Origin of the sequence: Arthrobacter sp. TB 26, assembly GCF_000427315.1 — a bacterium.
Taxonomy (GTDB): Bacteria; Actinomycetota; Actinomycetes; order Actinomycetales; family Micrococcaceae; genus Arthrobacter.
The window spans coordinates 38,620-64,283 of the sequence record NZ_AUPJ01000243.1 but is presented as its reverse complement, the minus strand read 5'-3'; the positions used below and the strand labels follow the sequence as shown (position 1 = coordinate 64,283).

24 protein-coding genes are annotated in these 25,664 nt (G+C 63.5%); 17 read left to right on the top strand and 7 right to left on the bottom strand.

Going from position 1 to position 25,664, the window contains the following annotated elements; genetic code table 11:
* The 3 genes from K789_RS24540 to K789_RS0108945 all read right to left on the bottom strand — a co-directional run.
* Window positions 1-514 (bottom strand): hypothetical protein (locus K789_RS24540; protein ID WP_084507396.1); only part of this gene is annotated, 514 nt, incomplete at its 3' end.
* 11 nt (window positions 515-525) lie between these two features.
* Window positions 526-813 carry a hypothetical protein gene (locus K789_RS0108950; protein WP_024366463.1) on the bottom strand — a complete coding sequence of 96 codons (288 nt, stop codon included), beginning with the start codon at window positions 811-813 and terminating at the stop codon, window positions 526-528.
* A gap of 14 nt (window positions 814-827) precedes the next feature.
* Window positions 828-1,256 carry a DUF6668 family protein gene (locus tag K789_RS0108945; RefSeq protein WP_237739559.1) on the bottom strand — a complete coding sequence of 143 codons (429 nt, stop codon included), beginning with the start codon at window positions 1,254-1,256 and terminating at the stop codon, window positions 828-830.
* A gap of 308 nt (window positions 1,257-1,564) precedes the next feature.
* Between K789_RS0108945 and K789_RS0108940 the strand changes: the two genes are divergently transcribed.
* From K789_RS0108940 to K789_RS0108885, 11 genes are all read left to right on the top strand, one after another.
* On the top strand, window positions 1,565-1,834 hold the full coding sequence (locus K789_RS0108940; RefSeq protein ID WP_024366461.1) for a helix-turn-helix domain-containing protein: 270 nt from the start codon (window positions 1,565-1,567) through the stop codon (window positions 1,832-1,834).
* Window positions 1,835-1,858: 24 nt separating this feature from the next.
* Window positions 1,859-2,926 (top strand): CHAP domain-containing protein, encoded by a 1,068-nt coding sequence (locus K789_RS0108935; RefSeq protein ID WP_029704794.1) that lies wholly within the window; start codon window positions 1,859-1,861, stop codon window positions 2,924-2,926.
* An 11-nt stretch (window positions 2,927-2,937) separates the two neighbouring features.
* Window positions 2,938-3,453 (top strand): hypothetical protein, encoded by a 516-nt coding sequence (locus K789_RS0108930; RefSeq protein ID WP_024366460.1) that lies wholly within the window; start codon window positions 2,938-2,940, stop codon window positions 3,451-3,453.
* A gap of 10 nt (window positions 3,454-3,463) precedes the next feature.
* Window positions 3,464-4,921, top strand: coding sequence for a MinD/ParA family ATP-binding protein (locus K789_RS0108925; RefSeq protein ID WP_024366459.1), 1,458 nt, complete (start codon window positions 3,464-3,466; stop codon window positions 4,919-4,921).
* A 521-nt stretch (window positions 4,922-5,442) separates the two neighbouring features.
* Window positions 5,443-6,534, top strand: coding sequence for a GntR family transcriptional regulator (locus tag K789_RS0108915; protein ID WP_024366458.1), 1,092 nt, complete (start codon window positions 5,443-5,445; stop codon window positions 6,532-6,534).
* Between the two features lie 73 nt (window positions 6,535-6,607).
* On the top strand, window positions 6,608-6,871 hold the full coding sequence (locus K789_RS0108910; protein WP_084507393.1) for a hypothetical protein: 264 nt from the start codon (window positions 6,608-6,610) through the stop codon (window positions 6,869-6,871).
* 403 nt (window positions 6,872-7,274) lie between these two features.
* Window positions 7,275-7,631 (top strand): transposase, encoded by a 357-nt coding sequence (locus tag K789_RS0108900; protein ID WP_128081590.1) that lies wholly within the window; start codon window positions 7,275-7,277, stop codon window positions 7,629-7,631.
* 632 nt (window positions 7,632-8,263) lie between these two features.
* Window positions 8,264-8,908, top strand: a complete 645-nt coding sequence (locus K789_RS0108895) for an AAA family ATPase (RefSeq protein WP_024366455.1) — start codon at window positions 8,264-8,266, stop codon at window positions 8,906-8,908.
* Window positions 8,899-9,198, top strand: coding sequence for a hypothetical protein (locus tag K789_RS0108890; RefSeq protein ID WP_035739457.1), 300 nt, complete (start codon window positions 8,899-8,901; stop codon window positions 9,196-9,198). The genes K789_RS0108895 and K789_RS0108890 overlap by 10 nt, the downstream gene beginning before the upstream one ends.
* Window positions 9,199-9,460: 262 nt before the next feature.
* A complete protein-coding gene (locus K789_RS22700) occupies window positions 9,461-9,805 on the top strand; it encodes a hypothetical protein (RefSeq protein WP_024366453.1) in 345 nt (114 codons plus the stop codon).
* Complete coding sequence (locus K789_RS0108885; RefSeq protein WP_237739558.1) at window positions 9,766-14,856, top strand: helicase-related protein; 5,091 nt, start codon at window positions 9,766-9,768, stop codon at window positions 14,854-14,856. Before K789_RS22700 ends, K789_RS0108885 begins: the two co-directional genes overlap by 40 nt.
* 59 nt (window positions 14,857-14,915) lie before the next feature.
* Here the strand turns inward: K789_RS0108885 and K789_RS0108880 are convergent, their stop codons facing one another.
* Together K789_RS0108880 and K789_RS22695 are read right to left on the bottom strand one after the other, a co-directional pair.
* The gene (locus K789_RS0108880) at window positions 14,916-15,191 is read right to left on the bottom strand and encodes a hypothetical protein (RefSeq protein WP_024366451.1); all 276 of its coding nucleotides are present in this window, start codon (window positions 15,189-15,191) and stop codon (window positions 14,916-14,918) included.
* 19 nt (window positions 15,192-15,210) lie between these two features.
* A complete protein-coding gene (locus K789_RS22695) occupies window positions 15,211-15,486 on the bottom strand; it encodes a hypothetical protein (RefSeq protein ID WP_128081589.1) in 276 nt (91 codons plus the stop codon).
* A gap of 309 nt (window positions 15,487-15,795) precedes the next feature.
* Here K789_RS22695 and K789_RS0108865 point away from each other — a divergent pair, with 309 nt between their 5' ends.
* The 6 genes from K789_RS0108865 to K789_RS0108845 all read left to right on the top strand — a co-directional run bounded on the left by K789_RS0108865 (window position 15,796) and on the right by K789_RS0108845 (window position 22,948).
* A complete protein-coding gene (locus tag K789_RS0108865; RefSeq protein WP_237739556.1) occupies window positions 15,796-16,890 on the top strand; it encodes a tyrosine-type recombinase/integrase in 1,095 nt (364 codons plus the stop codon).
* Window positions 16,871-17,956 (top strand): tyrosine-type recombinase/integrase, encoded by a 1,086-nt coding sequence (locus K789_RS0108860; protein ID WP_237739555.1) that lies wholly within the window; start codon window positions 16,871-16,873, stop codon window positions 17,954-17,956. The genes K789_RS0108865 and K789_RS0108860 overlap by 20 nt, the downstream gene beginning before the upstream one ends.
* Entirely contained in the window at window positions 17,953-20,196 is a 2,244-nt protein-coding gene (locus tag K789_RS0108855) for a tyrosine-type recombinase/integrase (protein WP_024366448.1), read from the top strand. Before K789_RS0108860 ends, K789_RS0108855 begins: the two co-directional genes overlap by 4 nt.
* The gene (locus tag K789_RS26140; protein ID WP_016359420.1) at window positions 20,193-20,606 is read left to right on the top strand and encodes a DUF6262 family protein; all 414 of its coding nucleotides are present in this window, start codon (window positions 20,193-20,195) and stop codon (window positions 20,604-20,606) included. Before K789_RS0108855 ends, K789_RS26140 begins: the two co-directional genes overlap by 4 nt.
* Before the next feature lie 249 nt (window positions 20,607-20,855).
* Window positions 20,856-21,209 (top strand): helix-turn-helix domain-containing protein, encoded by a 354-nt coding sequence (locus K789_RS0108850; protein WP_024366447.1) that lies wholly within the window; start codon window positions 20,856-20,858, stop codon window positions 21,207-21,209.
* A gap of 590 nt (window positions 21,210-21,799) precedes the next feature.
* Entirely contained in the window at window positions 21,800-22,948 is a 1,149-nt protein-coding gene (locus K789_RS0108845) for a site-specific integrase (RefSeq protein ID WP_024366446.1), read from the top strand.
* Between the two features lie 99 nt (window positions 22,949-23,047).
* On the opposite strand, the gene K789_RS0108840 is transcribed toward K789_RS0108845, so the two are convergent.
* Together K789_RS0108840 and K789_RS0108835 are read right to left on the bottom strand one after the other, a co-directional pair.
* Window positions 23,048-23,377, bottom strand: a complete 330-nt coding sequence (locus K789_RS0108840; protein ID WP_024366445.1) for a metal-sensitive transcriptional regulator — start codon at window positions 23,375-23,377, stop codon at window positions 23,048-23,050.
* A gap of 44 nt (window positions 23,378-23,421) precedes the next feature.
* Window positions 23,422-25,593 (bottom strand): heavy metal translocating P-type ATPase, encoded by a 2,172-nt coding sequence (locus tag K789_RS0108835; protein WP_024366444.1) that lies wholly within the window; start codon window positions 25,591-25,593, stop codon window positions 23,422-23,424.
* Window positions 25,594-25,664 lie beyond the last annotated feature (71 nt).

Here is a 25,664-nt window from a genome sequence, read left to right as displayed (position 1 = left end):
CCGTAGAAGTGGACAATGCAGGCTCTTGCTGCTTGAGAAGGGCATCTCTTTCCGCGCTGGGAACGGCCAGATTTTCCAACACGAGCCGTGTTTTTCCGACTGCTGAAAGAGTCGTGACATTCGCAGCTGCGTACAGCGCTCCCGTGGGCGAATGTGCAAAGCAGGTGCGAAGTCCGGTGGGCGCCGTCTTGCCCGGGCCGTAGCGTTCGGGCGAAGTCGGAGCCGCAACCTTCCCTACAAGTTCCCACTTCGTGTCTGTCGGGGCCGTCGCCGGCTTGGACTGGTCCCCGTCGGGAAGCCCACAAACACTCGCCGCAGGTCCAGCACTGGACTGTGCGCTGGTGGACGGGCTGTTGCTGGAAGATGCAGCTGGGGCGGCTGTCCCTCCGCCCTTCGGAAGTACCGCCAGGATGATGCCCAGTGCAACAATTATCGCCACGACAACGGCCGAGATGATGAACTTAGGCTTCGTCAGTGGATTCTGGTCTTCGTTCGTTTCTGCCGGTTCAGTCATGGCTCTACTCCTTAGACCAGTGCGCCTACAACGCCGGATGCGACGCTGGCGAGAATGCATCCGCCGAGCACCCAGGCCAGTCGGCCCGCGTGCTCGCCACCTTCACCGCGACGGTTGTTCACCATCATGGTTCCGGCACAAGTGAGGATGCCGACGACGGCGAGGGCAAAGACAATCCAGGCGATCCACTTCAAGATCGTCAGAAGGCCGGCTGAGCCGGGAGGTGCCTCACCTGTTCCTGGGTTGGGAACCTCCGTGATCACGTAGCTGGACCAGTACATGGCCTTGGAGAGCAACATGGTTTTCCTGCTTTCTATTTGGCCGGGAATCCGGCTGTGGTTGTTGTGGCAGCGATACGCACCTGTTCAAGCACGAGGCGCATATCTTTGGGGAGTAGTTCTTGGGGGACCTCGTGGCCCAAGCGCCACTCCTCGACCCAGGGGACGTTCCACAGATGTGGCACTCCCCCGCCGACGACCCGGGCGAATTCGCGGATCTCTTTGGGAAGCCTGCCCGGAGCGTCGGCCATGACGACAAGGCCGGCTACACGGATGCCCGGCAATGAGCCGGAGGCCCATTCAGTCGCGGCCCGTTGGGCGGCCCTGAGGCCGTGCATATTGGATCGGGCTACGAGGACGACGGTTGAGCCGGCAGCGGTCTGCGGCCAGTGATGTTCAGCCGCCCTGGTGTGCTTGTCCAGACGGGCCAGCGAGGATTCGCCCGCCCCGCCATGGACGCCCAACCACCAGTACTCCGGTGTGCCGTCAGAGACGTTTCGGCGTGGAAGCCGGTCAACGTGGTCCGGCTGCGGAACACTGAGCTGGGGTCTTGTTGGTCCCGTGGGTAGGAGCGCTGAGGGCTCATCTATTTCTCCGGGTGCTGGATCGTCAACGGATTCACTGCTGACACTTACCCAGCGGTTCTTTGAGACTGGCATTTAACATCCCCCTGTTATGTCCGCAATGATCGTATCTGTAAGCACCGTCAGCAGGAGGCCCCCATGTACTCAATCATACTAGATCGTACTGATTTATGCTGTATTATCTATCCATGGAGTGGAGTAATGCCCTAATGGATAGGAAGTACTTGGATGCGTTATTCGCTGCTTACCCCGAACGCATCAACGTCCAGCAACTAGCAGAAGCGCTCAACCAGTCGAAGCAGACGACGTACAAGTGGCTTCAGCACGGGGTCATTCCTGCCTATCAAATCGAGAAGACATGGCTCATCTCGCGCGACGAGGTCAGGGACTGGGTGTGGGAGAACCGCAATACGCTCCGCGAAGGGAAGACCCCGGAGCCGAACGCGGATCAGGTCTAACGCCAATGAGTGTGAGGGGGACACATGCAATCTCATAAGGGCGGACCATTACTGATCATCGCGGCAATCGCCATGCCGGTCGTCCTGGTTCTATCCATCATTCTGTTCGGCGGCGGCTCCAAAGCCGCCGCCGACGTCTGCACACCCGGCGGCGGCAGCGTCACCGTTGACGAAAGCAAGCTCCCCAAGGTCCCAGTGGCCGGCTACCAGGGCGAACAGCTGAAAAACGCTGCCCTGGTCATCAATGCCGGCAAGACTCTCAAACTCTCCGCCCGTGGCCAGACCATCGGCGTCATGACCGCCATGGGCGAATCCAGCCTGAGAGTCCTCGACAACGGGGACGGCCCCGGCCCGGACTCCCGAGGCCTGTTCCAGCAGCGCGCCAACGGCGCATGGGGCAGCTACGCGGACCGCATGAACCCCACTATTTCAGCCGCGAACTTCTTCAAGGCCCTGCAAAAGGTCGACGGCTGGGAACAACTCGACCCCACCACGGCAGCCCACCGAGTCCAGCGGAACGCGGACCCCTACCACTACCAGAGCTACTGGCCGGCAGCCGTAGAAGTCGTGGCCGCCCTTGCCGGCGTTCCGGCCACTGATGCAGGCGGGGAAAGCTCCTGCGGCATCCCCGGCGAGTCCGGCAAGGGTGACGACCTTCCGTGGCCCAACGCCCCTATCTACCAGCCCAGCCCACTGGGCATGTACAACCGCGAATGCGTTGACTTCGCCCTGTGGCGCGTCAACCAACAACTGGGCAGCACCAGCGCACCGTACAAGGTACTTAACGGCACCTTCCGGCCCGATAGTGCCGTGCTCGGCTCGGCCCTGACGTGGAAAGACGGCTGGGATGCCAAGGGTTGGCCCACCGGCAACACACCCCGCGTCGGCGCAGTCGTCTGGTACGCCCCCGGAGCCGGCGGCGCAGACGCCACGTTTGGCCACGTGGCCGTCGTCAAGGCAGTCAACGGCGACGGAAGCTATCTGGAAGAGGGCTACAACGGCAACCCCGCCCCCAACGATCACACCTATTACACCCGCACGGTCCAGAACGGCGTTCCTAGCGCTTTCCTGTATCTGCCCGGCAGCAAGTAAACGGAGGAACCATGAAACGACCACTGACAGTCTTGGCAGCCGTGCTGCTGTGCACAGCTTGCGCGCCAGCATCCAACACCACGCCCGCGGAACAGTCCCCGACAGGCACAGCGACGCCCCCGGCCTCACTCAGTGCCGGCGGCAAGTCCCAGGCCCCTGGCGGAACAGCCCCGGCAACCTTGGGTATCGCCTGGGACGAGGCGAGCAAGAAAGCGGCACTGGACACCGCTACCCAGGCCATGACCCTCTACGCGCGCCCCACAGTCACAGACAAGGTGTGGATTCAGGAGCTCGGACAGATTCTGACTTCCCAAGCCGTGGCTGATTACCAGTACGTTGACCCGGCCAACATTCCGGTGAAGAAGATCACCGGCCCCGGCCAGTTGAAGGTCGATGAGAACAACGGTTTCGGCTGCCATGTCGTGTTCGCGACCGACGTCGGCAACTATGACGTGCAGCTGCTGCGCAGCGCGGCCGACAAGCCATGGCAGGTCAACCGATTCACACCCCCAAACGGCACCAAGTAAAGGAATGACGATGGAAACCCAAGCACTGGACTTCCCCAAGATCGCCGCCGTTCTGCGGGCCAACGGAACCGGCGAAGTCACCATCAATGGCACGTCGCACCCCATTCAGGCAGCTGACGAAGCGGCCGTGCTGCGCGAAGCGCTGCGCCTCATCACCGACACAGCTGCCCAGTTGGGCAGGCCCGTGAAAGTCACCACCACAGATCCCGACGGCCAAGGGCAGATCGTTGTCTCCCCCGAGGGCGCCGTGAGCGAACACGCCCCGGTTAAGACCACGCCACGGCGGCAGAAAGACCCCGTGGTGGCCCCTCCGATCACTTCCGTACCGGAAGCCACCCCCGCTCCCGTTGAGCCTGCGCCGGCCTCTGTGGCCGTCCCTGTGGAAGCAGTGCCGGCCCCGGCAGTCGTGCCCGCTCCTGAACCGGCCGCGCCGGTCACGTTCGCCTCAGCCGTGGACCGGACCCAGGAACCCGCCCACGCAGCAGCGCCGGCGGCGCCGGATGTAGTCACCAGGCGCAGCCTCAAGGAAACCTCCTTCCTGGTCAGCGCCCCCGTGCTGGAACCGGCCTCAAGCGGCTGGCGTGGCGCGCTCACCCGGCTTGGATTCCGCATGGAACCCTCCCCCGAAGAACTGGCAGAGCGTGAAGACATTCGCACCGTAAGCCAGCACTGGCCCGGCCCCCGCACGGTGGCCGTCGTCAACCGCAAGGGCGGAGCGAACAAGACACCCACCGTCGTGATGCTCTCGGCAGTCCTGGCCCGCTACAGCGGGGCCGCCACCGTCGCTTGGGACAACAACGAGTCCCAAGGCACGCTGGGCTGGCGCACCGAAAAGGGCGGCCACGACAACAGCGTTCTTGACCTCATCGACTCATCCCAGACGCTGCTCTCCCCCAGTACCAACGCCGCCGAAATCGCCCAGTTCGTCCACCACCAGACATCGGACAAGTTCGACGTCCTGCGCTCGGACGAAAACGAAGAGGGCGACCACGAAGTGACCGCCGAGGAAGTGGACATTGCCCACCAGGTACTGACCCGCTATTACCGGCTCATCGTCATGGACTCCGGCAACACGGCGAGGTCCGCGAACTGGCGGCAAATGATCCACCACACCAACCAGCTGGTGGTGCCCGTGACGGCCATTGAAGACCGGGCCGAAGCGGCACGACTGACGTTGCAGACGCTGGAATCCCGTGGTGGCCACGACGCCGAACTGGCCCGCAACGCCGTCGTGATCGTCTCCGAATCCACCGACGCCAAGCGCACCATGAGCGGCGACGCCCTCAAACGCGCCAAAGCAGAAGCCCAGCGGATCGCTGACGGATTCGCACCCCACGTCCGGGCCGTCGTCCGCATCCCCTACGACCCGGCCCTAGTGAACGGACCCATCCGGTACGACGCCCTCCAACCGGCCACGCAGCGGGCATGGCTCGCAGCGGNGGCCGCCGCCGTCGCTAAAGGATTCTAGATGTTGCCGGCTCCGACACGCCGCACCGTATGCCGAACTCCCGGCGTTTCAGAAACTAACGTGAGGGTTATGGCATTTCAGAAACGCGCACGCGGAGGACGACCTTCTAAAGGGGACCGTCACGTTCTGACTACCCGGCTCCCCGTTGCAGACGCAGAAAAATTGTTCGCTGTAGCGGATCACCAAGGGCAGTCAGCTAGTGAGTTCATTGCTCATGCCGTTGCTGAAAAGCTCGCTGCCATTGACATGGCGACCGTTACTGGCCAGGGGGAACTGCCTATCGGCCGCATCGCCTCTTAAACGAAGAAGGCCCGCCGTGAGGCGGGCCTTCGTCTGAAGTTATAAAGCTCAACACCCACTTGCTTGGCGGCTCTCGGGTGAAGGGCTCCCACAGACACACCCTCTTTTCAGAAAGGCACTGCATGGGCTCTAGTGTACATGCGCGCGCTTTAAACGACAGTGAATCGCGACCATATCCGCGCCTCCGTCGTGTCAACCGTGCCCGTGAAAATGACTCGGCCGTGGTCCTGGCCGCCGTGCCCAAGGGCAGCGTGCGGGCCGCCCACGGCCGGCAGACCATGGCAGCGCTGCTGCACCATGAGTCCTACGCCGCACGCAACCGCAACGGTCAGGCCACCATCATGGCCGTGCTCCGGGCCCTGATCGAGCGCGCCGACTATGACACGATGACTACCCGCCCCGGCTGGGAAGCTCTCATAACGGCCACGGGGACGTCGAGGACGACCGTGGCGCGTGTCCTGCGGCTTCTGGTTGCCTGGGGAGTAATCGGCCGCGTAGCGGCAGGCCGCCAGGCCAAGTACGCTGCCGCCGGACCCGACGGGGAGCGCATCAACGAAGCGGCCGTGTACGTCTTGTGCACGCCCTCGCCGCTGGCGCTTGTGGACAAAGTTGGCACCCCTCCCGCCCTAGGCGGTTCTCACCTTAATAAGAAAGAGTTAACCCATACGCGCGCACAAGAAAAAAACATCAGTCACGGCGTGGCTCCGCCACGACTCATTGTCGAAGGCGCCGCAAGCGGCGCACCTACCGCCCAAGTGCCATGGCGTCCAGAACTGCTGTGGCCAGCTCACCGGACGACAAAACGCCATGTACAGCGTGTGGCCGCCGCGTCCGAGATCCGCTACCGGAGCTTTCCCCTACGTTGCATGACGCCCAAGGACGTCGCCAGCTCGTGCCGAGACTTCTTCCTGGCAGGCTGGACCGTCGCGGACATCCTGCACGCGCTGGATTGGCGGCCTGACGGCACGCTGTGGCCCCACAGCGGCGCGCCCGACACCAAGGACGCCTGGCGGATGCGCGGCTGGCTCAGGCACCGTCTCAGCGCCTGGCGCACCGAAGCAGGCGAGCCGCTGCGATCCCGCGACCAGCAGGCAGCTGCCCGCGCTGCTGCTCTCCGTCGCGAGCAGGAGGCCGAGCGGCGGCGAATGCTGGAGCGCCAAGCCGAGCGCGCGGCCCGGCTGGACGCCGGCGACTCCCCCGCCAAGGTCACCGCAATGGCGCAGATCCGAGTCATCTTCGACGCCACCAATCGAAAGAGAGTGGCGCGCCATTACCCGGCAGCGCGGCCGGTGCACCCGGGAACGGGAGCATAGGGACCGTAGGCACAGCCGTTGCCCCCGCGTGTTCCAGGAGAGGATTTCGGCCGACCAGGATCACCATGACTTTATGAACGAAAACCCAGAAGAGTCCATATTCTCAACGAACCCCAAATTCCCCGGGTATGCAAAACCCCTCAACGAACGCGAATGGCTCGTTTATCGCAATAGCGGAGCGCAAGTTGGCCTCATCATTGCCACGGATACCCTAGGGGTCTTTGACGTTGCCTCACTCGTCCCCCGCTGGCCCAACACCGACCCGGACCTTCTTGAATCAGGGGATTTTGAAGAAGCGCTGACTTATTGCCTCAAGCATTTCAGCCCGGTCCCCTAGTAGTGGTCCGTCCGGATCACTACCGCCCTGCTGCCCTCGGGAATTTGCTTGCGGGCCTCAGCAAGAGCCTGTTCGTAAGTATCGGCGATGCCACTCATTTTGTTTCTCGTGCCGTCGCTGGCTTCCACTGTCAAGGTAACTTCCACTCAAGCATCCTATTCACTCGAACCGGTCACTTGCATAGGGCCCAGTTCTCCTGTGGGTGGCCTGAGCCGCCAAGTTTGTGGCGCCGTGCGCCCGGCCCTCGCCGCCGCGGGTTCCGGCGTTCCTTCTCCGGGATCTGTCTGTGAGGACTGATGTTGTCTGCAGGATGACCAAGCTCGCGGCAAGGCGTTGCTGGGGTGGGACCCAAGTACGCCTGAAAGCTGCCACGCTCCGACATCGGCCGGGATATGGTTTGGTCATGGCTTCCCTATTCACCGGTGACAACGAGACAGCCGAGGACAGCGTCCTTGAAGAGGGCGAAGGGTTCGATACCTGGGACCTCCTGGACGCGGTGGACCACTTCGATGAAATACGAACCCACCTCAATGACGCCGGCCCGTTCCGGCCCCCGATCATGCGCGATGAACTCCTTGCCCTGCACCAGCTGGCGATGGAAGCCTACCCAGGCGGGCCCAAGGAGTCCCTGGTGAAGCTCTACGACGCTGCCGAGGACCTGGAATCCATCGCGTTCGACTTGATGATGCAGGCCGAAAAACTCCACGAAATCCTTCAATCACTCACCGCGACCGAACCCGAAGATCTACGCGGATACTAGGCCCGGCTGTCCCGGGCGCATGAGATCGCCAAGCAACTCCCTTCCATCGACCTTGCCCTTGGCGCACCGCATCCCCACCAACGCGGAAAACTCCGCGAATATCTCGCCCTCTGAACTCAACGAACGGACGAGCCTTACCGCTAACCGCTGTTCAGTTCTTACTTCTCAACCCCGCCGCTTCCCGGTCGTAATATCTGAAGTATTTGAGAGGCTTACCGGGGCTTTGAGTCCGTGTTATCTGAAGTTGTCACCGCACTGGGCTTCAGATATTGATGCTTATCTGAAGTACCCACGGACCCACCCGTAGAGCTGGAACCGCACCGGCCGTGGCAGGTTTCAGGCGTAATTGGGTCCCACCCGTTGTTGAAAGTTTGGGCTTCACGGTAGCAGCCAGGCCAGACAACGACCCGGACCAATGCCCCGGCGCGAGCGAACGGCCTTGCCCCCAATGTGGACCGCTTGCCGGGACGACACACATCGGAAGCGCGGGCCACAGCTGATACCGCGGTGATACCATTGCGATATTAGTATCAAAACAGTTTCACTGTTGTACTGTTTAGATATCGCATTGCTATCCAATAGTTTCACGTTGATATCGCCGCAGTATCATTGCTGCAGAAGAGAGGAAGACCATGCCAGTACTCCTTATAGCCAGTCAGAAGGGTGGGACGGGCAAGACGACGACGACCATCAACGTCGCGGCTGAGCTTGCCCGTAGAGGACGTGACGTGCTGATCGTTGACTGTGACAAGAGCGTTCAGTCCGCGTCTACGTGGGCTTCTGACCGTGCCCAGGATGAGTCACTCCCCCGCGTCCACGCCATCCAGAAGACCGGCAACGTCAGGGAAGCGCTCAAAGACCTAGGCGCCCGGTATGACTATGTGATCGTAGATGCTCCCGGGCACGACAGCCAGGAAATGCGGACGGCCATGACCGTCGCGGACCTGATGCTCATCCCCGTGCGGCCCTCACAGTTCGACCTCGACACCATCCCCGGGATGGTCGAGCTCATCGAGACTGCCAAGGACATGAATCCGAAGCTCAAAGTTGCCGCCTTGCTCACCCAGGTGCCCACCTACTCCTCTGCAACCGAAGAGGACGAAGCCAGGGACTTCCTGCGGGACTACCCGCAGATTCCGCGTATTGACGCGGCACTGAAGATCAGGAAGGCCTATCGGGACAGCATCCCCTTCGGCAAGGGAGTCATCGAGATTTCGAACGGATCGGCCAAGGCCGAGGTGCAGGTGCTAGTGAAGGAGATTGAGGAATGGCTATAAAGAAACGCGAAGGCCGCGCAGTGGAATCCACGGCAGTAGCCGGGGATGAGGACGCTGTAGCCAGGAAGGCTGCTGAGTTCGGGAAGGGCGGATACGCGCCGGAAGTTGACGAGGCTCCCCTGGATCCCAACGCACCCATCGGCCCGCAGGGCATCCTGTTCAGGTTCAACGACTATCAGAAGCAGCTGCTCAAGGAATCGGCAGATGCTGACAGGCGCAGCCAGCAGAAGCTGCTCGAATCCATCATCTGGCCGGAACTGGAACGCCGCAAGGCGGAGCGCAACCAGTAACACCGTAGTATCTGGGTGATATCACGTCAGTATCGTCCCGGTATCCTAATGGTGCCAAGGCTTAGGCATCCGTGGAGATGGCCAAAACTGTGGAACGCAGGGGACTAGTCCCCGTGTGACAGGTAAAACAAGGGAATCCCCGCTAGCGTGACCTTCGAACCACACGAGGCACCAGGGGGAGAGTCCATGGCGGGGCGTAAGAAGCAGATCGATGGCCAGTTGAGCTTTGAGGCTCTTTGGGCGGCACCAGAGGAGGATCGCAATGAACAAGTATGGCGTACAAGCACAGAAGGCCTGGCAGCAAGCCAGTCCGACACACTATTCCCAGATCCCGGACCCGGACGAGTTCTTCACACAGTTGGGGGAGCAGGCAGCGGAGCAGATCGCGGAACTGCAAACGAAGCTGGCAGGCCCGGACCCGGCAGGGGAGAGCTACTTCGAGAAGGTCGGCCGGTTGAACGCAGCCAAGAACCAAGCCGAGGAAATAGTCAGCCACGACCTCCTGTCACCACCGGAGACGGACGAGGACGAGGAGAACGTGAATCCGGAGCTGCAGCAGTACCTGGATTGGAAGGCCGAAGCGGAGGACCTGCGCCGGCAACTGTAACCGGCCCACCGGACCGCTTCCGTCCGGCCTCCCAGGAAGACCTGGCGCCCTCCGGGGCCCGTACTCGGATCAAGGCGAACCTTGAAGCCCTCGAGGTACTGCACGCGCTGCAGAACGACAGCCGCCCCGCCACGGAAGCCGAAAGGGCAGTGCTGGCACGGTGGGGGAGTTGGGGAGCGCAAGGCGTCTTCCAGATATTCGATGAAAGCCGGGAGGAATACGCCGGGGACCGCCAGCACCTGCGCAGCCTCCTGACCGACGTCGAGTACGACGCCGCGCGGCGGACAACGATCAACGCCCACTACACCGACGCCGCCTACGTGCAGGCCATGTGGTCCGCCGTTAAGGAACTCGGTTTCGACGGCGGGAATGTGCTGGAACCAGGCTCCGGTGTCGGAACCTTCATCGGCTTTGCCCCCGACACTGCCACGATGACAGGTGTAGAGCTTGACCCCACCACGGCGGCCATCTCCCAGGCCCTCTACCCGGACGCCACGGTCCGTGCCGAGTCCTTCGCAGACACCAAACTGCCCACCGGACACTTTGACCTGGCGATAGGCAACGTGCCCTTCGCTAACGTCACCCTGCACGACCCCCGCCACAACGCGGGTGGCCACTCGATCCACAACCACTTCATTCTCAAGTCCCTGGAACTGACCCGCCCAGGCGGCTTGGTGGCCGTGCTGACCTCAAGCTTCACCCTTGACGCCACCAACCCGGCAGCCCGCAGGGAAATGAACCAGCTGGCCGACCTCGTGGGCGCAGTACGGTTGCCCACAGGCTCCCACCGCAAGGCAGCCGGCACCGACGCCATGACGGACCTGCTGATCTTCCGCCGCAGGGAACCCGGTCAGGAACCAGCCTCCACCCTCTGGGAAACCGTCACCGCCCGGCAGATCGACGGGAGCATCACCCGCCTGAACTCCTACTTCGATGAGCACCCCGAACGCCTCCTTGGGGATCTGCACGTCGGCCACGGCATGTACGGCGCAGAAACCCTGCAACTGACCTCAGACGATCTTTCGGCGGTCCCGGCCCGTCTGAACGCAGTCCTGGCCGACGTCGTAGCCGAAGCCAGGACCGCAGGAATGGTTGCCACCGAGCGCACCGCCGACCAGGACCGCCAGCGTGCCGCCTACGTCCCGGCAGCCAGCCACGAATGGGACGGCCACATCAGCGCCCACGACAGCGGCTTCACCGTTGTCGAAAACGGCTCCCACACCGAGCTTGCCGTACCCAAGACCCAAACCGCGGAACTCCGTGTCCTCCTTGGATTGCGCGATTCCGCACGGCAGCTGCTGACGGCAGAAGCCGAAAACCGCGATGACACCGCCGAAATCGACGCGCTGCGCGAGGAACTGAAAACCTCCTACAGCCACTACACGGACGCCTACGGGCCGATCAACCGCTTCACGCTCCGCAATACCGGGCGCGTCGACGAAGCCACGCAGGAGCCAATCCAGGCCCGAACCACACCACGAGCGGTGGCGCTCCTTACCCGCGACCCGTTCGGGCCGCTGGTCATGGCACTGGAAAACTTCGACGCCGGCACCCAGCAGGCTACCCCGGCAGCCCTGCTCTCAAGTCGCCAGGTCCAGCCCCGACGCCCGGTCCTTGGCGTGGACACCGCCGAAGAAGCCCTCACCGTCACCCTCGATACCGTGGGCGAGGTCGACCTGGACTACGCCGCCGGCCTGCTGGGCATCAATCGGGACGAAACCCGGGCAGCGCTGGGGCAGAGCATCTACGAGGTCCCCGGCACCGAAGAGACCTACCAGACCCGGGCCGAGTATCTGTCCGGGAACGTGCGGGACAAGCTCGATATAGCCAAAGCGGCCGCACTGTCTGATCAACGGTTCGCCGTCAACGTCCAGGCCCTCACACAAGCGGTCCCGCAGCCGCTGCGCATGGACGAAGTGGAAGCCCGCCTAGGCGCAGTCTGGATTGACGCCAGCACCCACCAGGAGTTCGTCCGGGAAATCCTGAACGACCCGTATGCCACCGTCTCCAACGCAGCCGGCTCCATGTGGGACGTCAAAGCCAACCGCCACACCCTCTCGGCCACCAGCAACTGGGGCACGCAACGGATGCCCGCCTCGGACATCCTGAAGCAGGTCCTCGAACAGCGCCCCGTCCGGGTAACCGATGAAGGCGAGAACAACCGCCGAATCCTGAACCCGACAGAAACCGCAGCAGCGCAGGAGAAAGCCCAGCTGCTGCAGGAGCGTTTCAGCGAATGGGTCTGGGAGGAACCAGAACGGGCTACCCGCCTCATTGACGAGTACAACCGGCGCTTCAACTCCATCGTGCTGCGCGACTACACCACCGAAGGCCAGAGCCTGACCCTGCCGGGCATGGCCAAGGACTTCTCACCCCGCCCGCACCAGCGAGCAGCGGTCGCCAGGATGCTCTCCGAACCGGCCGTTGGCCTGTTCCACCAGGTCGGGGCAGGCAAGACAGCTGAAATGGTCATGGGCGTCATGGAACTGCGCCGCCTCGGCATGGTGAACAAGCCCGCCGTCGTCGTGCCCAACCACATGCTCGAACAATTCGCCCGCGAATGGTTGCAGCTCTACCCACAGGCACGCGTGCTGGCAGCATCATCAGCGGACCTGGCCGGGGACAAGCGACGCCAGTTCGTCGCCCGGGCCGCGGCCAACGAGTGGGACGCCGTCGTCATGACCCGCACCGCGTTCCAACGCGTCAGCCTCAGCCCCGAAGCCGAGGCCGCCTACATGAGCGCCGAAGTCGCCCAGCTCCGCGCCGAGCTGGAGGCCGCCAAAGACAACGGCCAGGAGAACGGCAAGGCCAATTCCAGCATCATCAAACGGCTGGAAAAGGTGGTGCTCGCACAGGAGGAACGCCTCAAAGCCAAGCTGGACACCCCCGCGGATCCCGGCATCAACTTCGAGGAAACCGGGATCGACTACCTCGTCGTGGACGAGCTGCAGGACTACAAGAACCTGGAGACACCCAGCAACATCCCGGGCGCCTCGATCCAGGGCTCACAGCGGGCCACTGACCTTCACATGAAGGTCGAATTCCTCCGCGAACGCGAGGGCCACAGAGTCATGACCGGTGCGACGGCGACCCCCATCGCTAACTCCGTCACCGAAATGTACGTCATGCAGCGCTACCTGCGCCCGGACCTGCTCCGCAGCGCCGGGATCCAGGACTTCAACACATGGGCCGCAACCTTCGGCCAGGTTGTCGAGGAAATGGAACTCTCAGTAGCCGGCGGCGACCGGTTCAAACTCAAGAGCCGCTTCGCTAAATTCCAGAACGTCCCGGAACTGCTCAAGATGTTCCACACCTTCGCAGACGTCAAAACCGCTGAGGACCTGAACCTTCCGGTCCCGGCCCTTGCCGCCCGCCCAGGGGACGGTCTGCGGCAGCCGGCCATGATAGCCGTGGACCCCAGCGCTGAACTGCGCGACTACATCCAGGACATCGGGAACCGCGTGGAGCGTATCGAGCAAAAGCTGGTCGACTCCGAAGAAGACAACATGCTCAAAGTCTCCACCGATGGCCGCAAAGCAGCCCTGGACATGAGACTCGTCGACCCGACCCTGTGGCAGGGCGGCGCTACGAAGATCAGCCAAACCGCTGACCTGTTGGCCGAGGTCTACGAACAGCACAAGGACCGGATCTACACGGACACGGCCACCGGGGAACCAGACCTATTGCCAGGTGCCCTGCAACTGGTGTTCTGCGACTACGGAACGCCCTCAGACAGGTGGAACGTTTACGGCGAGCTCAAAGACCAGCTGCGCCGCCGCGGCGTCCCCGAACACATGGTGCGGTTCATCCACGAAGCCAAGAACGACGCAGAGAAGGGAAGACTGTTCGCGGCCGCCCGCTCCGGACAGATCGCAATCCTGATGGGCTCCACCTCGAAAATGGGTGTCGGCACCAACATTCAGAAACGGGCCGTGCACCTGGTGGACATGGACGCCCCATGGCGGCCGGATCACGTCGAGCAGCGTCACGGCCGCATCCTTCGCCAAGGCAACCAGAACCCCGAGGTCCGTATCTCCCAGGTTGTCACCAAGGAATCATTCGACTCCTTTATGTGGCAGGGACTGGAACGTAAGTCCCGGTTCATCAACCAGATCATGCGCGGCCGCCTCGACGTGAGGGAAATCGAAGACCTCGGGGACAACACCCTGAACTTCGCCCAGGCGAAAGCCATCACCAGCGGCAACCCGCTGGTGCTGGAAAAGGCCGTCGCAGACCAGGAACTGGCCCGCCTGAGCCGCCTGGACCGTGCATACAACCGCAACATGGTTGCGGTCGCACACACCAAACGCGGCGAACAAAGCGCAGCCGACGCAGCCGCTCAAGACCTGCCGCTAATCCATGCAGCCCTCGCACGCACCGTCGATACCAGTGCAGACGCCTTCAACGTCCGCATCGACGGCAAAACCCTGGACAACAGGGGCGACGCCGCAGAAGCGCTCCGAGCATGGGCAGGACGCCAAGGCCACCGGCTCATGAACCTCTACGGACATGACGAGCTCGGGACTATCGCCAACCTCGGTGGCCACGAACTGCGCGCCAAGCTCATGCCATCCCGAGACCTGGACCGGGCAACCGTCGAAGTGCGCATCGAAGGAGCGCCCAGGGCGACAACACAGCTCGCCCGCAAGGGCCTGCTCGCCGCCGACATCGGCACAATCCGGCAGCTCGAAAACAGGGTTTCCTCCCTGCCACGACTCGCGGCCGACATCGAAGGACGCCGACAGGAAGCGCTCTCCCGCGTCGAACAGGCCGACCAGGCCCTGGCGGAGCCCTTCAAGTACGCCGACGCCCTCAAAACGGCGCGGCAGGAAACCGCACGCATCGACCAGCTGATGGCCGACGCTGCCAAACCCACGGCGTCGACCGAGCCTCAACCAACAACCGACCTCGACCCCGAGCTGCAAAAGATTCAACAGATGCAAAGAGCTTCCTTCCCGCAACGACCAGGCACGTCCGCCGCTGCCGCTACGACGGCCCAGCAGCGGCCGCCAGAGCCACGGCAGCAGCGGCACACCGAATACGGGCGCTAAGGCCGGTCCTGGGACATGCGATATGCCCTGCACAGCCAACAGCTGTGCAGGGCTTTCTGCTAGCTGTCGCTGATGGACTCCAAAAGCCACTGCTCCGACAACGGGTCCCGCCGCAGCTGGAAAGTCCGCAGCGCCGACGTCGAGGTTCCCAGACGGACCTGTACCCGCCAATGCTCAATGTCCACGACGTTCCCGATACCGACTGGCACGGTCCGCTGTGTCTGCCACCAGGAATCCCTGCTGAACCACCTCAGCGGCTCCGCCGCCACAGCCCACACCCGCCCGTCGTAACGGACCGCCAGGGGAGTGCCGGCCGCCGTAAACCGGACTTCCACGGGAGCATCGAGGCTCGATTCACTTACTACTGCTGTCACGGTTGGTCCGCTCTCCCAAATTCCTGTTCATCAACTCTTCCCGGCGGGTGACCGCCGAACTCCACACCCAGGTCCGGTAGGTCACCGGACCGTCCTTCCACGTCACTTCCGCGGCTTTCGCCGTCCAGGCGTACACCTCGCCGTCTACCAGCTCCGCGCAGTTCGGGAACCGGATCCACGCCTTCACCGGGATTCCCGGATACCCGTTCTTGGCCGGGAAATGCTCGAAATCGAGCTCCTCCACCGTCAGCCCGATCGGGCAAGCACGGCGAGCGTACTGCGCCTACAGCTGGGTCGCTTGCTCCCGGTTCGCTAACACACCTTATCGAATATGTATTCGAATGACACGCCGAAAAAAATAGGGAGCATGCGGTATTGCATCTGATGCATGATCCAGGCAGTGTGGCGGCGTCTGAGTTGCTCCGTGATGCTACCGGCGACCACTGTCATTGTTGACTCCGCCGGGTTTTCCTGCATTTAATGCAGAAATAATGTGACAGGGGGTTGGTTGATGGGCTCCGGGAGTGCTTTTGAGGGGTCGGCGTCGCTGTTCTTGGTGCCTGGTGTGGCGTATCTGGACGCGGAGGAGTCCGTGTTCGAGGCGATGCTTGAGGGGTGGCGTGCCCAGCGGGTCGGTGGGCGGAATCTGCGCAGGCACACTGTGGTGACCGGACTCGGAATCGTCAGGCGGTTCAGGGAGGCGTCGGGCTTGTTTCCGTGGCATTGGACGCCTGCGGTGTTTGATGAGTGGATGGAGGACCTGGTGGCCGTGCGCCGGCGGGCACCGTCGACGGTGCGGAACTACCAGATCGCTGTCGGACAGTTCTGTGAGTTCATCTGTTCCCCGCTCTATGGGTGGGTTGCCCAATGCGAGGAGCGGTTCGGAACGCATCCGGTGCAGGTTTGCACGGAGTGGAACACGACCCGTCATCTGCAGGACTATGAGGGCCGCCCGCGGAGGCGGCCGATGACCAGGGACGAGGTGCAGCGGTTCCTTGATTACGCAGATGAGCAGGTCGAGGTGAGGCTTGCATCCGGCAGGAAAGGCGCGTTGGGTGCTTATAGGGATGCGTCGTTGTTCAAGGTTGCCTATGCCTGGGGTTTGCGAGCTCAGGAGGCAGCGTTGTTGGAGGTGACCGACTTCTATCGGAATCCGCATGCGCCCGAGTTCGGGAATTTCGGGATGCTGCTCGTCAGGAACGGGAAGTCTTCCAGGGGAGGGGCGCCCAAGCGCCGATCCGTTGCGACACTTCACGTGTGGGCTGCCGAGGCAGTGAAGGATTACGTCGAGAATGTGTGGCCGCTCGTGCGCAGTGAGTCTTCGAAGGCGTTGTGGGTCTCCGAGCGCGGTGGACATGTCAGCCCGGCCCATTTGAGTCGTCGGTTCGCGGAGTACCGCGACGATCTCGGGTTCGATCCGGTCCTCTCTCCCCACGCCCTCCGGCATAGCTATGTGACTCACCTGACGGAGGACGGCGTCGACCCGGTATTTATCCAAATTATCTGGGGCAGGAACCGGGGTGTCTTTGACGTGCAGCACGGGGCCCGTAACCGTGCAGTTCCGCGTGATGGAGGTGCTTATCTGAAGCTGTCCATCACACGGGATCGCGGGAGGGTTCATGCAGGTTCAACGAGTTTTGGTGTCCGGTTCGCCGCTTGAGTCGTGGACTGTGCTTGATGATCATGGTGTCGTTGAGCCGGTGGAGCGGTTTTTGGCTTACCTGACCGACGTCGAGAGGTCGCCGAACACGCTCAAGGCGTATGCGCATGATCTCAAGGATTGGTTCGTCTTTCTTCGCCACCGCGGCATTGATTGGCGCCAGGTGAGGCTGGAGAACGTCGGCGAGTTCGTCGCTTGGCTGCGGCTTCCGCCTGCCGGGCGCGCCGCTGACGTGACGCTGCTGCCATCGGCTTCCCATCACTGCGGGCCGGGCACGTTGAACCGCAAGCTCGCGGCCGTGAGCGGCTTTTACGTGTTCCACTCCCGTCACGGGGTCCCGCTGGGCGACCTTGTCACCGAGTTCGAAACGGTCCGGTACCGAAGAACGGGATGGAGACCGTTCCTTGCTCACCTTGCCGGGGACAGGCCGCAGCGGCGCAGGATCGTGAAGCTGCGTGAGCCGAAGAGGTTGCCCACGGTCCTGCCTGCGGCGACGGCTCAAGCAGTGCTGGATGCGTGCACGCGGCTGAGGGACCGGTTCCTGTTCGTCCTGCTCTGGGAGTCGGGAATCCGTATCGGCGAAGCACTCGGACTAAGGCATGAGGACATTGCAGTCGCCGAGGGCGAGCTGACGATCCGCCGTCGGGTGAACGCCAACCGTGCCCGGGCGAAGTCCGTTTCGCCGCGCACGATACCGATCGGCGCGGACGTCGTGCGGCTCTACGGCGACTACCTTCACGAGGAATACGGAGATCTGGACAGCGACTACGTGTTCGTGAATCTGTGGGCGGGCCCCCGCGGCCGCCCGATGGGCTACGCGGCAGTCTATGACCTGGTGAAGCGGCTGCGCCGGGACACTGGAGTGGATTTTGACCCGCACTGGTTCCGCCACACCTATGCCACCCGCTTGCTACGAGCCGGGACACCCATCGAAGTGATCAGCAGCCTGCTTGGCCACGCATCGGTCGCAACCACCATCGACGTCTACGGCCACCTCACCGTTGAGGACGCCCGCCGCGCCCTCGAAAAGGCAGGGCTGCTGACCGGAAAAGAGGTCACCTGGTGAGCTCCCTCGCACTGAATGAAAACGAGGACGGTTGCGGTCTGTTGGCTAAACTCATGGCCACCGTCCGGCCCGAATTCAGACCCGAAATCGTGATCCCGGCCCCAGGCTCCCTCGTCTTCAACACCGAGCCCTGCCGGATCGACGAGTGTGAACGGCAACGTACGGTGAAAGGGTTCTGCAAAAGCCACTACAAGCGCTGGCTGGACCAAGGACGCCCCGAATGGGAGTCATTCCTCGCCAGCCCCGGCCCATTACCCGTAGGCGACGGCCCCTTGGCGGCATGCACCGTCACCTGGTGCCGCTTCGGTTCGGCCAGACGCGGCCTCTGCGTCAGCCATCACGGGTTCTTCAGTCGTTCCAGCGAGACCGACGTGATTAAGTGGCTCGCTACCCTCTCACCCGAGCCGGTCATCGAGCGGCCCGAATGCAGGCTCGCGTTCTGCGACCTCTGGGCCCAAGGCAACTCGCCGTTGTGTCTGAACCACAAGTCCCGCTGGCACGCCATTGGCGCACCGGATATCGACGAGTTCGTCGCCCGGTGCGAAAGCGTGGGCCTGGACCGGTTCGATTTCCGATGCCTGGCAGATCGTCCCCAGCTGCGGCTTGAGCTCCAGCACGCCATGCAATGCCGCCACGATGAACGCCGGGCCAGTACCCGCTCCTCCGTTGTGACGCCCGTGATCCGGCTCGTCTCCGACAGCGGCGTCACCTCGCTGCTGGACTGGAATCTTGACCAGTGGGCAGCGTTCTATATCGCCGGCCGGGTGGGCCGCAGTCACCGCCACAACGGGCAACTTGCGTTCCTGCGCTTTGCCTACACCCGGCTCGAAGACCTCGTCGCCGGCACCGGCTGGGAGTCAGAGTATTCCCGCGACGCCTGGGCCCTGCACCGCCTCGGCTACACCGACACCCGCGGCACCCTCCGCTTCGACAAGATCCCGCAACCGTGGCTGCGCCCCCTGGCAAAACGCTTCATCCGATGGCGGCTGACCAGCGGCAGGGAAATCATCCAAGGGCGCGTCGACATCCTCGCCCTGAACCGATTCGCCGCGTTCCTCGCCCGCACCATCCCCCACTCCGACGGCCCGGACTGCATCGACCGCGGCATCCTGGAACGCTTCCTCGCCGAGCTCGCCCGGGACAAACGGGCAGTAATTTCCCGTGGCCGCGACGTCAGCTCCCTGAACGCCTTCTTCGCCGCGATCCGCCGCCACGACTGGGCCAAAGACCTGCCGGCATCGGCGAACTTCTACCCTGAAGACTTCCCACGACCAGCCAAACGACTGCCCAGGGCCCTGGCCGATCACATCATGGCGCAACTGGACCAACCCGAAAACCTCGGCAAATGGACCAGCCCCGACAGCCGGCTACTCACCCTGATCCTAATGCGCTGCGGACTGCGCGTCGGGGACGCCTGCAACCTCGCTACCGACTGCGTGGTCCGTGACGGTGACGGCGCCCCCTACCTGCGCTATATGAACCGGAAGATGAAACGCGAAGCCCTCGTACCCCTCGATGAGGAAGTCCACGCCGCCATCCTCGATCAGCAGCGACGCGTCCGCGAACGATTCCCCGACGGCAGCAACTGGTTGTTCCCGGCCCCGAAGATGAACCCCGACGGAGCAAAACCGCTCACCACGCACTCCTACCGCGGACAGCTTGAAGACTGGCTGGAACGCTGCGACATCCGCGACGAACACGGACAAGAGGTGCGCCTGACCCCACATCAGTGGCGCCACACCTTCGGGACAACACTGATCAACCGCGACGTTCCCCAGGAAGTTGTCCGGGTCCTCCTCGACCACACCTCGGCGGAGATGACCGCCCACTACGCCCGGCTGCACGACACAACCGTGCGCCGCCACTGGGAGGAAGCCCGTAAGGTCAACATCAACGGCGACACCATCACCATTGACCCGCAAGGACCACTCGCCGAAGCCAGCTGGGCCAAACAACGCCTCGGTCGCGCAACACAGAGCCTGCCGAACGGATTCTGCGGGCTGCCGGTTCAGAAGTCCTGCCCGCACGCCAACGCCTGCCTGACCTGTCCCATGTTTGTCACCACCGCCGAGTTCCTCCCCCAGCACCAAGAGCAGCGCCGCCAGACCGTCCAGATCCTGTCCGCCGCCGAAGCCCGCGGACAGACCCGGCTCATCGAGATGAACCAGGCAGTACTGCACAACCTGGACCGCATCATTGACTCCCTCGACGACACCGCACCCGACGAGGCCGCCGGATGAACCGCTCCGACAACAGCCGGCACCTGGTCAAAGCTGCACAGCAGCGCGCGGCGCTCACCAGGTCCAAAGCCGTCCAAGCGCTGCGCACCCTTCATGCGGAAGGCCGCCCGGTCACTTTCGACGCCGTCGCCAGATACGCCCGGGTCTCCCGGTCCTGGCTTTACACCCAGCCCGACCTCCGCGCCGCAATCGAACGCCTCCGCCAAAACCAAGCCGCCCCGGAGCCCACACCGGAATCCCGGCCACAGCGGGCAAGCGAGGCCTCGCTACGGCAACGACTAGAAGCGGCCAACGACAGAATCAGACGACTCAACGACGAGAACCAACGACTGCGACAGCAACTCGCACACGCCCTCGGACAACGCCGCCAAAGTCCATCACCAGACCCCGCGACCATCCCGAATCCATAACGGATCCACGAGAATGGAAGGACAGCCAATGCCACCGTCATGCACGTCCCGGACACACCCACCAACACAAAACCGCAGGCCAGAGGCACACCAGCCCGACGGGCTCAAGATAATGCAACGACAGGTCGGACATGCCTATCAGTCAACGACGGGTCTTTACACTGCCGTCAGCGGCGCTTTCGCGAACAAGATGATGCGAAACGCCGTCTCTGGCCTCCTTGAGGCCGCCAATAACCGGAGGGGAAGCGAATGAACGCCTTGGATTACGAGTGGCGTCTGCGTGAAGTCATGGCGACCAGGGGTTTATTCAGCACCACCAAGCTGATTCCTCTGCTCAACGAGCGGGGCATCCACCTATCGGCCAGCCAGGTCTACCGCCTGGCCGCAGAGAAGCCTGAACGGCTGAACCTCCAGGTCCTGGTGGCTCTGATGGACGCTCTGGACTGCAACGCCGATGATCTCATCGGCAAGATCGTGGTGCCTGCCAGCCGTCGGGTGACCGGCACTGAGCAGTCGGCGTCGGCGGAGTCTGGACTGAATGTTTTGAAGGAGAAAGGCTTCCGGCCGCGACGTGCCTCGGTCCTTCCGCCAAGCAGCGAGTAGAAAGTGTCATGAGATCTGGAAGTCTGTCTCCTCGGGAGACCGCAGAGGCCTGCCTCGCCTGCGGAGTGCCCGCCGGGGGCGGGCATGCTGCCGGGGTCGGTGTTGTTTGCGTGGGCTGTTGGGAGGTCGCCCTGCCGGCAGCAACAACACGGCTGTGCGATCGGGTCCATGGCCTGCTTGAAGACCTGCACCCGGTCTCCCCTCCGGTGGTCGCGCGGGCTGTGGAGGCAGCCCTTCCGGATCCGGAAGACCGCCTGCGGGTATGGTTTGAACTCGGGATCCGCGGTCTTATCCCGAACGGCCAGTCAGGCCGCCGAAGCCTGAAGCTTCTGGCCCTTGTCCAGGAATTGCGCCGCGTCGGAGTTACGCTGTCGCTGAGCGGCTCACCCTCACACGGTGTCTGCGGTCAATGCCGGAACACAAGAGGGCTCCGTGGCCGGCGAAAGGGCATTCCCCTGTGCGGGGGCTGCTGGGCGGGGTTGCCGCCCTTGCTCCGTCCCTGCTCGCGCTGCGACGACGTGGACTACCTGAGCAGTCCCAGCCGTCCAAGGCTCTGCCGTGAATGCCTGTTCCACGACAAAGTCTGTGACGTGTTCAGCCAGGACGTCCTGCGGAAACAACCATCGCTTGCCGGCGCCCGTGACGCCCTCCTTGCCGCAGACACAACGCACTGGAGCCAGTTCTTCGGCGGAGTGACGACCTGGCCCATTCTCAAGAAGATGCTCGCCGAAGGCGATGTCATAACCCACGAATCGCTTGATTCCTACGGAACACCGTTTCAGATCAAGATACTTCGGTCCTTCCTCGTCACGACCGGGGCGCTGCCCGCACGTGACGAGCGCGTTGTCACCCTCGAGGCCTGGATCGCCAACGCGGCTGACCAGATTGACCGTGATGAGGACCGGCGGTCCTTCGTAAGATTCGCCCGCTGGCGTCATCTGAGGCAGGCACGTCAGAAGGCCCTCACCGAGTCCCAACTCGGGTGGCGCCGACGTGAACTCATCCTCGTTTCACGGTTTCTGCACTCGCTCCACTCCAACGGGTCCACCCTCCAAATCGCCACACAGGCCCACATTGATATCTGGCTCGCCGCGGGGAACAAAGACCGCACACGAATACGCCCCTTTCTCCAATGGTGCCGGGACAATTCCATCACCGGCATCGTGCACTTCCCGGTCCTGCCCACCCCGTCGTTGCCGAAGACCGCCGCACTGGCAGAAGACCAGAGGCAAAGGCTCCTGCATGAGGTCCTTGACCCGTCGGTGGAACTGGACCCCGGCCTTCGTCTCGCAGCAGGGCTCGTACTCGTATATGGATCAAGACCGCACGAGCTCGCGGGACTGCGACTGCGCGATTTCGTCGATGACCACGACACGATCCACATCCGTTTCGGTTTGGAGCCCCTCCAGCTTCCGGAAGCGCTAAAAATCTACGCCCGTGCGGCCATAGCGGAACGCTCAGTGGCACGATTTGGCGGCATCAGCGAAGACCACGAATGGCTCTTCCCCGGGCCGATCCACGGCCGGCCGGTTACTACCTCAACCCTGACCCGATGGCTCCGCGCGATCGGACTGGAACCGGCGCCAGCGCGCAGTACCGCCATGGGCCAACTTGCGATGCAACTGCCCCCGGCCATACTGGCCCGGCTGACCGGCATCACCGTGGCAAGGGCTGCCGTATGGCACGCGGCGACATCGGCCAGCCAGGCACGCAATCTCCCGGACGCTCCCCGGCACTAAGCTATTACGCGAGGTACGGGGGTACCTCTCGGCCGCTGGTTGAGTATGCGGAAGGGGCCCGACCATCGCGTTCTTTGCGGAATGCGCCGGCTGCAGCACTCAGGAGCGGACGAGCCGGGCGATGGCGTCGGAGGCTTCCTTGATCTTGATGTCTGCCTGCTCCCCGCCGAGCTTGGCGGCGTCGATGACGCAGTGTTTGAGGTGGTCATCGAGGAGTCCGAGTGCGACGCTTTCCAGTGCCTTGGTGAGGGCCGAGATCTGGGTGAGGATGTCGATGCAGTACTTTTCCTCGTCGACCATGCGGTGGATGCCGCGGGCCTGGCCTTCGATGCGTTTGAGGCGGGCAAGGTATTTGCTTTTGTCACCGATGTAGCCGTGGGTGGTGTGGCACGACTCTGTGGTGGCCTCGGCGGGAGTGGTGGTTTCCATGGCGGTGTCCTTTGTCTTCAGGTTTTTGTTTGATGGTTGCAGAGTCAGTGCTTCAGGGCCGCATTTGTGCTGGTTTCGGGCCGCAGGTCCAGCCGGCGCAGGAGCTGGGCGTTGAGGGCGACGACGATCGTGGACAGCGACATCAGGATCGCGCCGACCGACATCGGCAGGACGAAACCGACCGGAGCGAGGACGCCCGCGGCCAGCGGTACGGAGATGAGGTTGTACCCGGCCGCCCACCAGAGGTTCTGTTTCATCTTGCGGTAGGAGGCGCGGGACAGTTCGATCACGGACAGCACCGAGCGGGGGTCATCGCTGGCGAGGATCACCCCGGCCGAGGCGATGGCGACATCGGTGCCGGCGCCGATGGCGATGCCGACGTCGGCCTGGGCGAGGGCGGGGGCGTCGTTGACGCCGTCGCCGACCATCGCGACCTTCCGACCCTCGTGTTGGAGTTCCTTGACTTTCTCAGACTTGTCTTCGGGGCGGACCCCGGCGAAGACACGGTCGATGCCGAGCTCGGCGGCGACCGATTGGGCGACAGCTTCGGCGTCGCCCGTGATCATGACGACCTGCACGTTCAGTGCGTGCAGCGCCTGGACGGCCTGGCGGGATTCGTCGCGGACCTCGTCGGCGAGTTTCAGGGCGCCGATGACCGCACCTTTGGCCAGGACGTGCAGGATGATCGCGCCCTCCGCGCGCCAGGAACCAGCAATAGTCAGCTCGCTGCCGTTTTCCTGCTCCAGGAGGTTGGGTCCGCCGACCTGGATGCGGGTGCCGTTCACGATGGCGGTGACGCCGACTGCCGGTGACGATACGAAACCGGACGCTTTCGGGATGGCGAGTCCGCGGCTCTTTGCCGCATTGACGATCGCCCGGGCCAGTGGGTGCTCGGAGTCGGCCTCGGCGGCCGCGGCCAGGGCCAGGATCTCCTCCTCGCTGTGGTCGCCGGTGGTTTCGACGGCGGTGACGGTGGGCTCGCCCTTGGTGAGGGTGCCGGTCTTGTCGAACAGGACCGTGTCCACGGTGCGCATGCTCTCGAGCGCGAGCCGGTCTTTGATCAGCACGCCGCCGCGGGCGGCGCGTTCGGTGGCGATGGAGACGACGAGTGGAATCGCCAGGCCGAGCGCGTGGGGGCAGGCGATGACCAGGACGGTGATGGTCCGTACGACACCGAGGTCGGGCAGGCCGATCATGGTCCAGACGATGGCGGTGATGACGCCGGCGCTGAGCGCGAACCAGAACAGCCAGGCCGCGGCAGTGTCGGCCAGGCGCTGGGCGCGGGAGCTGGAGTTCTGCGCGTCGGTGACCAGGCGCTGGATTCCTGCCAGGGCGGTGTCCTCGCCGACGGCGGTGATCTCGATCCGCAGCCCGGAGTCGGTGGCGACGGTTCCGGCGACGACGTGGGCTCCTTCACTGCGGCGCACGGTGCGTGACTCGCCGGTGATCATTGACTCGTCCATGCTTGCCGAGCCGGAGACGATCTTGCCGTCTGCGGGCACCCGGCCTCCCGGACGAACGACGACGGTGTCGCCGAGCTGCAGTTCCGAGGGCGGTACCGGCACGGTCGTATCGCCGTCGACGCGTTCGGCTTCATCGGGCAGGAGGGCGGCCAGGGAGTCCAGCGCAGAGGTGGTCTGGGCGAGGGAGCGCATCTCGATCCAGTGGCCCAGGAGCATGATCACGACCAGCAGCGAAAGTTCCCACCAGAAGTCGAGATCGTGAGGCAGCAGGCCAAGGCTTGCACCCCAGGAGGAGAGAAAAGCGACGGTGATCGCGAGGGCGATAAGGAGCATCATCCCGGGCTTGCGGGAGTGCAGTTCATCCACGGCACCGGTGAGGAACGGCTTGCCGCCCCACACATACAGGACTGTGCCCAGGATCGGGGAAATCCACGGGACCCAGGCCACATCGGGAAGCGTGTATCCGAGGATCGTCGAGAACATTCCGGAGAAGCCCACCACCGGGACCGCCAGGACCAGCATGATCCAGAACAGCCGCCGGAACTGCCCGACGTGGTCACCATGCCCACCGTGGCCGGACATGTCGTGCCCACCATGGCCGGCCATGTCGTGACCGGTGTGACCGGACTCGGCCTCAGCGGTGGGGTGTTCTGGCACGGTTGAGACGGTGCCGTCGTGGTGATGGGCGTGCGCGTCCGGGCCGGCAGGGCCGGGGTGCATTCCGTGGCCGCCGTGTTCCTGGTGCTCGTTCATGGTTTTTACCCTCTGGCTGGTCGGGGTACGGTCGGGATGGGTTTCTGACAAAAGTGGTCGGGGTGGTGCCG

What these genes read in the sequence shown, in the direction of transcription:
- K789_RS0108950 (WP_024366463.1), bottom strand. Translation starts at nt 813, where the DNA reads ATGTTGCTCTCCAAGGCCATGTACTGGTCCAGCTACGTGATCACGGAG.
- K789_RS0108940 (WP_024366461.1), top strand. Translation starts at nt 1,565, where the DNA reads ATGGAGTGGAGTAATGCCCTAATGGATAGGAAGTACTTGGATGCGTTA.
- K789_RS0108935 (WP_029704794.1), top strand. Translation starts at nt 1,859, where the DNA reads ATGCAATCTCATAAGGGCGGACCATTACTGATCATCGCGGCAATCGCC.
- K789_RS0108930 (WP_024366460.1), top strand. Translation starts at nt 2,938, where the DNA reads ATGAAACGACCACTGACAGTCTTGGCAGCCGTGCTGCTGTGCACAGCT.
- K789_RS0108910 (WP_084507393.1), top strand. Translation starts at nt 6,608, where the DNA reads ATGAACGAAAACCCAGAAGAGTCCATATTCTCAACGAACCCCAAATTC.
- K789_RS0108900 (WP_128081590.1), top strand. Translation starts at nt 7,275, where the DNA reads ATGGCTTCCCTATTCACCGGTGACAACGAGACAGCCGAGGACAGCGTC.
- K789_RS0108895 (WP_024366455.1), top strand. Translation starts at nt 8,264, where the DNA reads ATGCCAGTACTCCTTATAGCCAGTCAGAAGGGTGGGACGGGCAAGACG.
- K789_RS0108890 (WP_035739457.1), top strand. Translation starts at nt 8,899, where the DNA reads ATGGCTATAAAGAAACGCGAAGGCCGCGCAGTGGAATCCACGGCAGTA.
- K789_RS22700 (WP_024366453.1), top strand. Translation starts at nt 9,461, where the DNA reads ATGAACAAGTATGGCGTACAAGCACAGAAGGCCTGGCAGCAAGCCAGT.
- K789_RS26140 (WP_016359420.1), top strand. Translation starts at nt 20,193, where the DNA reads ATGAACCGCTCCGACAACAGCCGGCACCTGGTCAAAGCTGCACAGCAG.
- K789_RS0108850 (WP_024366447.1), top strand. Translation starts at nt 20,856, where the DNA reads ATGAACGCCTTGGATTACGAGTGGCGTCTGCGTGAAGTCATGGCGACC.
- K789_RS0108840 (WP_024366445.1), bottom strand. Translation starts at nt 23,377, where the DNA reads ATGGAAACCACCACTCCCGCCGAGGCCACCACAGAGTCGTGCCACACC.
- K789_RS0108835 (WP_024366444.1), bottom strand. Translation starts at nt 25,593, where the DNA reads ATGAACGAGCACCAGGAACACGGCGGCCACGGAATGCACCCCGGCCCT.